This window comes from Pseudomonas sp. MNR3A, assembly GCF_009650575.1.
Classification (GTDB): domain Bacteria; phylum Pseudomonadota; class Gammaproteobacteria; order Pseudomonadales; family Pseudomonadaceae; genus Aquipseudomonas; species Aquipseudomonas machongensis.
This window is the reverse complement of record NZ_VZZS01000015.1, coordinates 21705-33934: the sequence shown is the minus strand read 5'-3', so window position 1 is coordinate 33934 and position 12230 is coordinate 21705. Positions and strand designations below refer to the sequence as shown.

16 protein-coding genes are annotated in these 12230 nt (G+C 62.4%); 12 read left to right on the top strand and 4 right to left on the bottom strand.

The window, feature by feature from the left end; translation table 11 throughout:
• Positions 1-249 precede the first annotated feature (249 nt).
• The 3 genes from F6X62_RS11360 to F6X62_RS11350 all read left to right on the top strand — a co-directional run bounded on the left by F6X62_RS11360 (position 250) and on the right by F6X62_RS11350 (position 1714).
• A complete protein-coding gene (locus F6X62_RS11360) occupies positions 250-618 on the top strand; it encodes a histone-like nucleoid-structuring protein, MvaT/MvaU family (RefSeq protein ID WP_153773580.1) in 369 nt (122 codons plus the stop codon).
• A 227-nt stretch (positions 619-845) separates the two neighbouring features.
• Entirely contained in the window at positions 846-1373 is a 528-nt protein-coding gene (gloA, locus tag F6X62_RS11355) for a lactoylglutathione lyase (RefSeq protein ID WP_153773538.1), read from the top strand.
• A gap of 98 nt (positions 1374-1471) precedes the next feature.
• Positions 1472-1714, top strand: a complete 243-nt coding sequence (locus F6X62_RS11350) for a hypothetical protein (RefSeq protein ID WP_153773537.1) — start codon at positions 1472-1474, stop codon at positions 1712-1714.
• 42 nt (positions 1715-1756) lie between these two features.
• On the opposite strand, the gene F6X62_RS11345 is transcribed toward F6X62_RS11350, so the two are convergent.
• A complete protein-coding gene (locus F6X62_RS11345) occupies positions 1757-2578 on the bottom strand; it encodes a shikimate 5-dehydrogenase (protein WP_153773536.1) in 822 nt (273 codons plus the stop codon).
• A 161-nt stretch (positions 2579-2739) separates the two neighbouring features.
• Between F6X62_RS11345 and F6X62_RS11340 the strand changes: the two genes are divergently transcribed.
• The 3 genes from F6X62_RS11340 to pbpG all read left to right on the top strand — a co-directional run bounded on the left by F6X62_RS11340 (position 2740) and on the right by pbpG (position 4566).
• The gene (locus F6X62_RS11340; RefSeq protein WP_054891267.1) at positions 2740-3078 is read left to right on the top strand and encodes a hypothetical protein; all 339 of its coding nucleotides are present in this window, start codon (positions 2740-2742) and stop codon (positions 3076-3078) included.
• A 105-nt stretch (positions 3079-3183) separates the two neighbouring features.
• A complete protein-coding gene (locus F6X62_RS11335) occupies positions 3184-3366 on the top strand; it encodes a hypothetical protein (protein WP_153773535.1) in 183 nt (60 codons plus the stop codon).
• Between the two features lie 273 nt (positions 3367-3639).
• Positions 3640-4566 carry a D-alanyl-D-alanine endopeptidase gene (pbpG, locus tag F6X62_RS11330; protein WP_153773534.1) on the top strand — a complete coding sequence of 309 codons (927 nt, stop codon included), beginning with the start codon at positions 3640-3642 and terminating at the stop codon, positions 4564-4566.
• Positions 4567-4614: 48 nt separating this feature from the next.
• Here the strand turns inward: pbpG and F6X62_RS11325 are convergent, their stop codons facing one another.
• Together F6X62_RS11325 and F6X62_RS11320 are read right to left on the bottom strand one after the other, a co-directional pair.
• Positions 4615-5046, bottom strand: a complete 432-nt coding sequence (locus tag F6X62_RS11325) for a hypothetical protein (protein WP_054891264.1) — start codon at positions 5044-5046, stop codon at positions 4615-4617.
• A 65-nt stretch (positions 5047-5111) separates the two neighbouring features.
• On the bottom strand, positions 5112-5813 hold the full coding sequence (locus tag F6X62_RS11320) for an NUDIX domain-containing protein (protein ID WP_151924774.1): 702 nt from the start codon (positions 5811-5813) through the stop codon (positions 5112-5114).
• 134 nt (positions 5814-5947) lie between these two features.
• Between F6X62_RS11320 and F6X62_RS11315 the strand changes: the two genes are divergently transcribed.
• The 4 genes from F6X62_RS11315 to F6X62_RS11300 all read left to right on the top strand — a co-directional run bounded on the left by F6X62_RS11315 (position 5948) and on the right by F6X62_RS11300 (position 10163).
• Complete coding sequence (locus F6X62_RS11315; RefSeq protein ID WP_153773533.1) at positions 5948-6598, top strand: nicotinamidase; 651 nt, start codon at positions 5948-5950, stop codon at positions 6596-6598.
• The gene (gene pncB, locus F6X62_RS11310; protein WP_153773532.1) at positions 6595-7797 is read left to right on the top strand and encodes a nicotinate phosphoribosyltransferase; all 1203 of its coding nucleotides are present in this window, start codon (positions 6595-6597) and stop codon (positions 7795-7797) included. Before F6X62_RS11315 ends, pncB begins: the two co-directional genes overlap by 4 nt.
• 121 nt (positions 7798-7918) lie before the next feature.
• On the top strand, positions 7919-9292 hold the full coding sequence (ppnN, locus tag F6X62_RS11305; RefSeq protein WP_054925383.1) for a nucleotide 5'-monophosphate nucleosidase PpnN: 1374 nt from the start codon (positions 7919-7921) through the stop codon (positions 9290-9292).
• Between the two features lie 244 nt (positions 9293-9536).
• The gene (locus F6X62_RS11300) at positions 9537-10163 is read left to right on the top strand and encodes a TIGR04211 family SH3 domain-containing protein (protein WP_054895397.1); all 627 of its coding nucleotides are present in this window, start codon (positions 9537-9539) and stop codon (positions 10161-10163) included.
• 5 nt (positions 10164-10168) lie between these two features.
• Here the strand turns inward: F6X62_RS11300 and F6X62_RS11295 are convergent, their stop codons facing one another.
• Positions 10169-11089: a LysR family transcriptional regulator gene (locus F6X62_RS11295; protein WP_153773531.1), complete on the bottom strand. Its 921-nt coding sequence runs from the start codon at positions 11087-11089 to the stop codon at positions 10169-10171.
• A gap of 124 nt (positions 11090-11213) precedes the next feature.
• On the opposite strand from F6X62_RS11295, the gene F6X62_RS11290 reads away from it, so the two are divergent.
• Both F6X62_RS11290 and F6X62_RS11285 read left to right on the top strand, forming a co-directional pair.
• Complete coding sequence (locus F6X62_RS11290; protein ID WP_153773530.1) at positions 11214-11948, top strand: SDR family NAD(P)-dependent oxidoreductase; 735 nt, start codon at positions 11214-11216, stop codon at positions 11946-11948.
• An 18-nt stretch (positions 11949-11966) separates the two neighbouring features.
• The gene (locus F6X62_RS11285) at positions 11967-12173 is read left to right on the top strand and encodes a 4-oxalocrotonate tautomerase family protein (protein ID WP_054895394.1); all 207 of its coding nucleotides are present in this window, start codon (positions 11967-11969) and stop codon (positions 12171-12173) included.
• Positions 12174-12230 lie beyond the last annotated feature (57 nt).

Sequence of the window (12230 nt, the reverse complement as noted above, 5' to 3'; positions counted from 1 at the left end):
AGGCGCTCTAGTCGGGCCATTGGACCATGGTATGAACGCTGTTGCAGAGGCCTGGAAAGCGCACTGAGTTTGCGGTTCGTGACGCGCAGAAAGTTCCTTACTTGCCGCTAAAAGTTTGAGGTTTACCGAACACTGGGCCACGTCTACACTCTTGTTCAGCGAACAGTTTCACCCATCCGCGTGGCCGGCGTTTATTACTGTTGCATGTTCGTCACGCCATGCCACGGCCGACTGACAGGAGTGATGAAAGTGTCCAGACTTGCAGAGTTTCGTGCGGCCGAAAAAGCACTTCAGGAGCAAATCGCGCAACTGGAGACAATGAAAAAGGACGCCAGCCTTAAACGCGAGATCGAATTCGAGCAGAAACTACTTGGGCTGATGAAAAGCTATGACAAGGGCTTGCGTGACATTGTCGCGATCCTCGACCCCAAGGGCGTGAAAGCCAGCGCGAAAAACTCGACCAGCCCCGTCAAGCAGCAACGCCGTCCGCGAGTGGTCAAGGTCTACGAGAATCCGCACACCGGCGAGCTGATCGAGACCAAGGGTGGCAACCACCGAGGCCTGAAAGCGTGGAAGGAACAGTACGGCGCGGCCACGGTGGAATCCTGGGTACGCTGATGAAACATCCACGCCTGCTTCACAGTTTTTTCACATCGCCTGGGCGAGTATCGAACCAGCTAAAGGACTAGCGACCCCATCACGCGCCCGCACATGCGGGCCTCTAATTCCAGCGCCCTGCCTTCGTGCAGGGCGCTTTCATTTGCGCAATCGCTTCACTGCCGTATCATGGCCGTCCTGTTTTCACCGTCGGCGCGGTCTGCGCCGGCCTTGTCTCTGGAGCCCCCATGAGCCTGAACGATCTGCAAACCCTGCCCGGCGTCACCGCCCAGCCCGACACCGCCACCGCAAAATTCGTCTTCAATCACACCATGCTGCGGGTCAAGGATATCGAGAAGTCGCTGGACTTCTACACCCGCGTGCTGGGCTTTCGCCTGGTAGACAAGCGCGATTTCCCCGAAGCGAAGTTCAGCCTGTACTTCCTGGCCCTGGTCGACCCGACGCAGATTCCTGCCGATGACGCCGCGCGTCACCAGTGGATGAAATCCATTCCGGGCGTGCTGGAGCTGACCCACAACCACGGCACCGAGAGCGATGCCGAGTTCGCCTACCACAACGGCAACACCGATCCGCGCGGCTTTGGTCACATCTGCATCTCGGTGCCGGACGTACGTGAGGCCTGTGCACGCTTCGAAGCGCTGGAGGTGCCCTTCCAGAAACGCCTGCAGGATGGCCGCATGAACCACCTGGCGTTCGTCAAGGACCCGGATGGCTATTGGGTCGAAGTCATCCAGCCGACCGAACTGAAGGGCTGACCGACGCAGGTCACGCTCGTCGGGGCCGGGAACTTCCGGCCCCTCGCTGTGGTACATAGAGGTGAGCGCTTCCAAACCAGCACAGCGAGGTAAGGACGATGCAAACCCTTCACTGTGAGTACCGTGAGCACACCATCACCGCCAGTGTGATGCCCCACCCCGATTCTCCCCTGCCCTTTACCGCCGGCTGCCTGATCACCGATCCCGAAGGCCATACCAGCAGGCGCCTGTCGATGCCCATGAAGTTCTTCTCCGACCTGGAAAACGCCCAGCACGTATCCCTGGCGCACGGCCGCGCCCTGGTGGACGAGCGACTGGACAAAGGGCAGAAGGTGTTCTGAGCGCACTCAAGCCATCACGGGGATTCCCGTGATGGCGACCGTTCAGGCTTCACGGGCGTAAGCGACCGCTGCCTCCACCTGCTCCACGGTTGGTCTGATGCCGGTGTACAGCACGAACTGCTCCAGCGCCTGCAGCGCAATCACGTCGAGCCCGGTGATCACCGGCTTGCCCAGTTCCTGGGCGAGAACAATCAGCGGCGTCATGGCCGGCATGGCCACTACGTCAAATACGAGTTGCGCAACCTCGACCGCCTCACGTGGGAAAGCCAGCTCCTGCGCCTGCGGCCCGCCGGCCATGCCAATGGGGGTCACGTTGACCAGCATCGGCGGACACAGGTCGCCCAGCTCGCGCTGCCAGCGATACCCACAGCTATCTGCCAGTTGCCGCCCGGCCTGCTCGTTGCGGGCAATGATCAGGCCCTCGCTGAAACCGGCGTCACGCAGCGCACTGGCCACCGCTTTGGCCATGCCGCCACTGCCGCGCAAGGCAAAGGCGGTGGCCGGATCGACCTGGTGCAACTCCAGCAGTTGGCGCACCGCCAGGTAATCGGTGTTGTAGGCCTTCAAGTGACCGTTGGTGTTGACCAGCGTGTTCACCGACTCGATGGCTGCCGCGGAGGGATCGATCTCGTCCACCAGGGCCATGCACGCCTCTTTGTAGGGCATGGACACACCGCATCCGCGGATACCCAGGGCGCGGATGCCACCCACTGCCGCAGGCAGGTCCTGGGTGGTCATGGCCTTGTAGTAGTAGTCCAGCCCCAACTGTTGATAGAGGTGGTTGTGGAAACGCACGCCGAAAGTCCCCGGACGTCCGGCAAGGGAAATGCACAGTGTCGTGTCCCTGCTGGGTGCAATCGCCATATCTGCTCCTGTCGTTGATGACTGAATCGTTTCTGCGAGCGTACCAGACCTGACCGTCAATCGCCCCTTACACAACCTTTACCTTGCACCTGTGCTCTCTTTACCGATTTCGCGGTCTTATTGATAAGCCCCAAGTGTGGGGTTATCGCGAGGATTCATTCATGAACCGTCTCATCCCCGGAATCGCCCTGCTGGTCGGAGCACTGGCCGTCAGCGGGCAAGCAGCCGCCCATGGCGGCGGTTGGGGCCCAGGCCCTGTACTCGGTGCAGCCGTGGTCGGTGCCGTGGTCGGGGCAGCAGTATCCGGCGGCCATGACCGTACCGTCTATGTGGAGCGTCAACCGGCCTATTATCCGCCGCCTCCGGTCTATGTGCAGGCGCCACCGCCGCCGGTGTATTACCAGCCCTATGTCGTCGAGCGCTATGTACCCGCGCCGCCGCCAGTGTATCGCCGCTACTACGGCCCGCCGCCGGTGTACTACGGCCCGCCGCGCTGGTGACCTGCACTTGTCGTTGAAAAAAGTAATGACCACTATCGAGCAAGTTGATTTCAAACAGCGTCGGCTGCTGCGTAAGGTAGGGCCATGTTTCACAGGAGGTCCAACATGGCCACTATCCACATCATGTCTGTCGTCGGCAGTGCTGTCCCTGCTCCCTTGCGCGCTCAAGGCCTGCTGGCCTGCTGGTACCTGATGCGCAACGGCGAGCCCGTCAGCGGCCCTCTGGATTCCCGCGCCAAGGCCCAGGCCATGGTCGAACAGCTGCAGGCCGGCACCCTTACCGCCTGACCACCGTTTTTATTATCCGTTTCATGTGTTGTGCGTTGCTCCTTACGCTTCTTTCTGCCCGCCTCTGGCGGGCTTTTTTTCACCTGTGCGAAAGCGCGGGGACCATTTGTCGCAACAGGCCGGAAAAACCGATACAGCATGAAGGTTTTTTCATTTCGACGCTGGGCCTGGACGAGCAATCGACAGCCGCTGAGCCATACTCCACAATGCAGCGGTTTTCGGGGGGAAACCCTTGCACAGCCAACGACATACCAACTATTAGTGAGCCTCAACGTGAAAACTTCCCTGTCCATCCTCAGCCTGCTGCTGGCGCTCACAGGAACCGCGATCCTTCCGTCGACCGCTGCTGCACAATCCCCGGCCCAGGCACAACGCGATCCTTCCAAACTGCACCTGGCTTCCGGCAGCGCCTTGCTGATCGACCTGAATACCAACAAAGAGCTGTACTCCAGCCACGCCGACCGCGTGGTGCCCATCGCCTCGGTCACCAAGCTGATGACCGCCATGGTAGTGCTCGACGCCAAGCTGCCGATGGACGAGATGCTCACCATGACCATCGCCAACAACCCTGACCTCAAGGGTGTCTTTTCCCGCGTACGCCCCGGCAGCGAGCTGAACCGCCGCGAGACCCTGCTGATTACCCTGATGTCGTCGGAGAACCGCGCGGCCAACACCCTGGCCAACCACTATCCCGGCGGCTATGGCGCGTTCATCAAGGCGATGAACGCCAAGGCCCGCAGCCTGGGCATGACCCAGACCCGCTACGTCGAGCCGACTGGCCTGTCGACGCACAACGTCTCCACTGCCCATGACCTGGCCAAGCTGCTGATCGCCTCGCGCAACTACCCGATGCTCAGCGAGCTCTCGACCACCCGCGAGAAGACCGTAGCCTTCCGCAAACCCAATTACACCTTGGGCTTTCGCAACACCGATCATCTGGTGAACAAGAGCAACTGGGATATCAAGCTGACCAAGACCGGCTTCACCAACGAGGCGGGGCACTGCCTGGTACTGCTGACCAGGATGGACAACCGCCCGGTGGCGATGGTGATTCTCGACGCCTACGGCAAGTTCACCCACTTCGCCGATGCCGGGCGCCTGCGTCAATGGCTGGAAACCGGCTCGGCCAAGGCGGCGCCGGCGGTGGCGATGCAGTACAAGTCAGACCGCCAGAACCGCTCGCGCGTGGCGTCCGAGTAAGTCACCAGATTCAGGGCGGCCCGTTGCGGGTCCGCCCTGCCCTCACCCTCAGGCAATGGTGCTGATCAGGTTGCCGGAGCTACTGCTGTTCAGCTTGCTCAAGGCCTGCAGCAACTGCGCGGTCGCCTGCTGGATCTGACCGCTGATGGTCGCGATCTGCGCCTGGACACCCGCCACCGCAGCCAGCTTGGCCTTCTCGTCCATCGGTTGCGCCTGAACCTCGGACAGCCGCTTCTGGGCGTCGGCCAGTTGCTTCTGCATTTGCTTGATCAGCTCACGCAACTGGCGGATGTGTGACGGCTCGCTGCTGTTGTCGCTGCTCTTGGCCTTGTCGGCCTTGTCAGACGGTGCCGGCATGGCGACCTGGGCGCCGCCAGCCGCGCTGCTGCTCTTTTCAGTGTCGCTGGCCTGGGCGGCCGTCTGCAGCGCAGACGACTGCCCATTCACGCCGGTGACATTGACACTTGTGATCCCTACCATTTCCCTTCTCCGCAAGGATTTTGACCTGACCGCTGTATCGGCCGCCAAACGCCATGCTTGAGCCTTCATGCTTCCGGCAACAGGCTGCGCTCGAACAGAAAGGGCCCCACGCCTTGCGGCAGGTGCTCGTAAAGCTGTTGCGGCCGGCCCAGTCGCGGCTGATTGCGTTCGCCTGTATCACGCACCCAGCCTGCCTCCCTCAGACGCTCCAGACGCTTGCGCAACGACGTGTTGTTCACCGGCCGCCCCAGGCACGCCTGCGCCGCACTCAACGCATCGAGCACCGTAAAACGCGTCGGCAGCAAGTACAGCGGCAGGCTGCTGTACAGGCTCTTGGCCGCCAGCCGCTCGCAGGTGCGCTGCACCAGCAGCCCGTGATCGAACGGCAACAGCACTTTGCGGGTCGACAGACTGTCGAGGTCGAAAAAGGCCAATTGCTCCCCCGCGATGAATTGATCCGGGTCGAGCAATGCCAGGTAGTAGGTACTCAACGACCACCCGCGCGGATCACGAAAAGCGTTGCCTTCTGTACCGACCTGCTCCATGTGCCGAGGCAGAACCTGTGCCTTCTCTCGCAGCGCCCGCTCGGCCGCCGCATCCAGGCTATTGTCCGGTGTGCTGCCGTTGACGATGACACCCGGCAAGGCCCACTGGCCTCGATGCGGCTCTCGCTCGCGGCGGTGCAACAACACCTGCAATCCCTGCAAGTCCGGGGCAAGGCGCAATGCAACGATGTCCACGCTGGCCAAGACTTCAACTGCGCTCATGTCGACTCCTTGTTCAATACGTCATATTCCACCAGGTGTTTTTTGTGATGCAAGCCCTAATCCCGAAAAAAGGCTGCTTGACACACTTATAATACCAGGTGAAATATATAGGCATTCCAGTAGAGGAACCTCCTATGAAGATCGCCAGTTTCGACGTCGATGCCCAGAACGGCTTTACCGCTAACGCCCCGCAGGAGCTGCCGGTACCCGGCGGCCACCTGATTGCACCGGCGCTCAATGCCATGGCCCGTCGTGCCGACCTGCGCCTGGGCAGCAAGGATGCTCACCCAGCCAATGCTGCCTGGGTGGTGAGCGATGCCGCACAGATGCTTCAGCCACTGGCATTGACCAACGCCGACCTCACCTGGGTCAGCCACTGCGTGCCCGGCACACCCGGTTTCGAACTGCTGCCCGGCCTGCCTGCCCCGATCGATTACGACTATTTCGTCTGGAAAGGCGTGGAGCCTGACCTGCACCCCTACGGCGCCTGCTACCACGACCTGGCCGAGCGACGCTCCACCGGGGTCATCGAGTACCTCAAGGTTCACGCCGTCGAGGTCGTGCTGGTCGGCGGCCTGGCTCTGGATTACTGCGTGCGCACCACCGCGCTGCAACTGAACCGCGCCGGACTCCAGGTGCTGCTCTACCTGCCCGCCTGCCGAGCACTGAGCGACGCCGGCGCCCAAGCTGCCTGCAGCGAGCTGGCTGCCGCCGGGGTAGTACTGTGCGCCAATGAGGAAGAGCTGGACCGCCAGCTCGCACTGTTCAAGGAGCCCTGCCCATGAGCGACGACGTGTTTGCCCCACGGATCATCCAGAACCTGCTGGATACCGACTTCTACAAGATCACCATGATGCAGGCGGTGCTGCACAACTACCCCAACGCCGAGGTGGAGTGGGAGCTGCGCTGCCGCAACGACGAAGACCTGTCGCCCTACCTTGCCGAGATCCGCTACCAGATCGAACAGTTGGCCGAGGTCTCGGTGACCCACGACCAGCTCGCCTACCTGGAAAAAATCCCCTTCATCAAGCCGGATTTCATCCGGTTCCTCAGCCTGTTTCGCTTCAACCTGCGCTATGTCCAGGCCGGACTGGACGATGCCGGGCAGCTGGCGATCCGTATTCGCGGCCCCTGGCTGCACGTGATCCTCTATGAAATCCCGTTACTGGCAATCATTTGCGAGGTGCGTAATCGCTACCGCTATCGCGAAGTGACGATGGAACAGGTGGGCGAGCGCCTGTACCAGAAACTCGACTGGCTCAAGGCGCACGCCAGCAGCGATGAGCTGGCGGGGTTCCAGCTCGCTGACTTCGGTACCCGCCGACGCTTCTCCTATCCAGTGCAGGATCAGGTGGTGCGTATCCTCAAGCGCGACTTCCCCGGGCGTTTCGTCGGCACCAGCAATGTCCACCTGGCCCGAGAATACGAACTCAAACCCATCGGTACCATGGCCCACGAATGGTTCATGGCCCACCAGCAGCTCGGCCCGCGCCTGGTCGATAGCCAAGTCGCAGCGCTGGAGTGCTGGGTGCGTGAATACCGAGGGTTGCTCGGCATCGCCCTGACCGACTGCATCGGCATGGACGCCTTCGTGAAGGACTTCGACCTGTATTTCGGCAAGCTCTTCGATGGCCTTCGCCACGACTCCGGCGATCCACTGGCCTGGGCGGAAAAAGCCATTGCCCACTATGAGCGCCTGGGCATCGACCCGCTGAGCAAGACCCTGATCTTCTCCGACGGCCTGGATTTCGCCAAGGCACTGCAGCTCTACCGCGCGCTGCACGGGCGGATCAACGTCAGCTTCGGCATCGGCACCAACCTGACCTGTGACATTCCTGGCGTGAGGCCGATGAACGTGGTGATCAAGATGACCGCCTGCAACGGAGCCCCTGTCGCGAAGATCTCCGACAGCCCTGGCAAGACGCAGTGCCGGGACGAAAATTTCGTCGCCTACCTGCGCCATGTGTTCAAGGTCCCCGCCTGAGCCATCGTGCACTGGCAATTGCCCAAGCGCCGAATCTTTGCCTCTCCCCCTCGTTGCCGCGTGCAATTGTCGGTATGGTGTTGTCAAAGAAGGATGTTTTACCCGCACAGGAAAGACTTAGATGCCCCAACGCAATGTCATCAACGCCTCCGTCAGCCCCAAAGGCAGCCTGGAGACGCTGTCGCAACGTGAAGTCCAGCAACTGAGCGAAGTCGGTACCGGCAGTCTCTACACCCTGTTCCGCCAGTGCGCCCTGGCAATCCTCAACACCGGCGCCCATGTCGACAATGCCAAGACCATCCTTGAGGCCTACAAGGACTTCGAGGTCCGCATCCACCAGCAAGATCGCGGCGTGCGCCTGGAATTGCTCAATGCCCCGGCCGATGCCTTCGTCGATGGCGAAATGATCGCCAGCACCCGCGAAATGCTGTTCAGCGCCCTGCGTGACATCGTCTACACCGAAAGCGAGCTGGCCAGCCAACGCATCGACCTGGAAAGCTCCCAGGGCATCACCGACTACGTATTCCACCTGCTGCGCAACGCACGCACCCTGCGTCCGGGCGTGGAGCCGAAGATGGTGGTGTGCTGGGGCGGTCACTCGATCAGCAGCGAGGAATACCAGTACACCAAGAAAGTCGGCCATGAACTGGGCCTGCGCAAGCTGGACGTCTGCACCGGCTGCGGCCCGGGCGTCATGAAGGGCCCGATGAAGGGCGCCACCATCGCTCACGCCAAGCAGCGCATGCACGGCAGCCGCTACCTGGGCCTGACCGAACCGGGCATCATCGCTGCCGAGGCGCCGAACCCCATCGTCAACGAGCTGGTGATCCTGCCGGATATCGAGAAACGTCTGGAGGCCTTTGTCCGCGTCGGCCACGGCATCATCATCTTCCCCGGAGGCGCAGGCACGGCCGAGGAATTCCTGTACCTGCTCGGCATCCTCATGCACCCGGACAACCATGACCTGCCCTTCCCGGTCATTCTCACCGGCCCGCGCAGCGCCGAGCCGTTCCTGCAGCAACTGCATGCCTTTGTCGGTGCCACCCTTGGCGAAGCGGCGCAGCGCCACTACCAGATCATCATCGACGACCCGGCCGAAGTGGCCCGGCACATGGTCGAGGGGCTCAAGACGGTCAAGCAGTTCCGCCGCGAGCGCAACGACGCCTTCCACTTCAACTGGCTGCTGAAGATCGACGGTGGCTTCCAGCACCCGTTCGACCCGACTCACCAGAACATGGCCGATCTTGCCTTGCGTCGCGACCTGCCGCCCCATGAGCTGGCCGCCAACCTGCGTCGGGCGTTCTCGGGAATCGTCGCCGGCAACGTCAAGGACAAGGGCATTCGCCTGATCGAGGAGCATGGCCCGTACCAGATCCGCGGCGACCAGGCGATCCTCGACCCGTTGGGCAGGCTGTTGCAGGCCTTTGTCGACCAGCACCGGATGAAACTGCCCGGCGGCGCGGCCTACGTGCCGTGCTACCAGGTCGTGACCTGACTGCGGGTGCGGCTCCAGCGCCAACCTGCGCGGATCAATCGCAGCGGTGAACTGCCACTGCGATTGATCCGCGCACGCGTCACCCCATGAGCAAACCTGTTATCTGCAATATCTTGCAGACAATTCCCGCCCAAAGCAGTGAACCTGCCTACAAAAAAACGGTCTTTCGCTGACGGTCAATCCACCGACCGCTTCACGGCCCAGTCACCGGGCCTCCAACCGTACTGTTTCAGCGAAGACCACCATGCCCGAATTCCGCCGCGCCACCCTCGCCCTCGCCGCCCTGCTCGCCACTGCCCCGTCCATCCACGCCGAAGAATCCTCCAGCGACGCACGCTGGGTCAGCGACAGCCTGAGCACGTATGTGCGCAGCGGTCCGACCGATGGCCATCGCATCGTCGGCACGCTCAAGTCCGGGCAGAAAGTGTCGCTGATCGGCACCCAGGGTAACTACAGCCAGGTTCGCGGCCAAAGTGGCGATCTGGTGTGGATTCTTACCAGCGACCTGCAGACGGTCCCTGGCCAGAACGAACGCCTGCCGCAACTCGATGCCCAGGTCGCAGACCTGTCCGGCCAGCTCAAGACCATCGACGACAGCTGGAAGACGCGCGTGCAAGGCATGCAGGAAACCCTGGATTCGCGCAAGGCGCTGATCGACGAGCTGGAGTCGCGCAACAAGGCCCTCAACGAACAGCTCGAGCAGTCGCAGTCGAGCCTGCGCGACACCCAGGCACGCCTGGGCGACGAGAACAAGCAGGTGATGATGCGGTACATGGTCTACGGCGGCAGCATCGCCGGCGCCGGCTTGCTGGCCGGTCTGATCCTGCCGGCGCTGACCCGCGGGCGCAAACGCAACGACCGCTGGTTCTGAAGCCCTCAGCTGGCGGGTAACTGCCCGCCCGCCACCAGGAAATCGATGAACAGCCGCACCCGCAGCGGCATGTGCCGCGCCTGCGGATAGATCAAGGTGAACGGCCGGGCCGTGCCACCGAAGGCCGGTAGCACTTCGACCAGCTCACCGCTGTCCAGGGCGTCCTGCACGGTGAAGCGGTACGCCTGCATCAGGCCGGCGCCATGTCGCGCGAGGGTGGCGGTGGCGAGAAAGTCGCCCAGGCAGGTGATCGAGCCGCCGACTTCGATCTCCACCAGGCCACCGTCCCGGCGAAAGGTCCAGGGCGCACTGCGTCCGCTGCTGGGGATCTCGAACAGGATGCACTCATGCCGCGCCAGGTCTTCCGGCACCTGCGGATGGCCTGCTCGCGCCAGGTAGCCCGGGGTGCCCACCACCACCAACTCGGCGTTTTCCAGGCGCCGTGCCACCAGCCGCGAATCGGCAGGCTCGCGTCCGCGGATGGCCAGGTCGAACTGCTCATCGGCGAAATCGACATTGCGATTGCTGACATGCACGTCCACCTGCACTTGCGGATAGCGCTCGCGAAAACGCGGCAGCCACGGCAACAGACGGTGATGGGCGTAAGGCGTCGGCGCACTGACCCGCAGGCGCCCACGCGGCTCGATCTGGCCACCAGAAACTTCGCGCTCGGCCTCCACCAATTGCCCAAGTGCCAGGCGGCACTGTTGGTAGTACACCTGCCCGGCATCGGACAAGCGCATCTGCCGCGTAGTACGCACGAACAACCGTACCCCCAGGCGTTCTTCCAGGCGCGCCACCGAGCGACTGACCGCCGCGGGCGTGACCCCGGCCTCGGTGGCTGCGGCAGTGAAGCTGCCGGTATCGGCAGCCAGGCAGAACAGCTCGAGGCTGCCCAGTTGAAGATCATCGAAATGGCGGGTCATGATGGCTCTATTGATTACATGAGGTATCGATTGAAATGCCATCCGCCTTATTTTTCAACTCCAGATGAGGTCTTAGAGTGGCTCCACCCACGAACCAGCCGGTTCGCATATCTGGAGATCCACCATGAGCACCGCAAGAACCATCGTCATCACCGGCGCATCCAGCGGCTTGGGCTTTGCCCTCGCCAAGGCCTTTATCGAACGGGGCGACAACGTGGTCGGCAACGCCCGCACCCAGGCCCGCCTCGATCAGGCCGCCATCGAGCTGGGCAACCCGGCAGCCTTCGTCGGCGTCGCTGGCGACATCGCCGACGCCAGTACTGCACAACGCCTGTTCGATACGGCGCTGCAAGTGTTCGGCCGCGTCGATATCCTGGTCAACAATGCCGGGATCTTCATTCCCAAACCGTTCACCGACTACACCGAGCAGGACATCGACGCGCTGTTTGCCACCAACCTCAAGGGCTTCATCTACCCCTCCCAGGCCGCAGCGAAGATCATGAGCGCCCAAGGCCATGGACACATCGTCGCGATCACCGCCTCGGTCGCCATGCAGCCTAACGTGCGGGTACCCGCAGCGCTGCCGATCCTCGTCAAGGGTGGCCTGAACCAGGCGGTCAGGGGCCTGGCGCTGGAACTGGCCGGTAGCGGCATACAGGTCAACGCCGTGGCTCCGGGGATCATCGAGACGCCCCTGCACAACAACGACGTCGCAGGCCTGGGTGTCTTGTCGCCGAGTGGGCGCACCGGCAAGCCGCAGGACATCGTCGATGCCGTGCTATACCTGACCGACGCACGTTTCGTCAGCGGCGTCGTACTTCCAGTAGACGGCGGCAGCACCGCCGGTACCTGGCACTGAAAACCCAAGGAGCCTGCCATGCCATACGTTCATATCCGTGTGACCGAAGAAGGGGTCACTGCCGAGCACAAGCGTCTGTTGATCGAAGGCACCACCGAACTGCTGCAACGGGTGCTGAACAAGCCGCCAGCGAGTACCTTCGTGGTGATCGAGGAAGTGCCCACCGACAATTGGGGAGTGGGTGGTGAAACGATAACGGCGGTGCGCAAGCGCGAGCGGGGTTGACCCACATCATCGCAGTGGTCTTTTGGCGGACACGCCTGCCAAGGACCACTGCGGTGT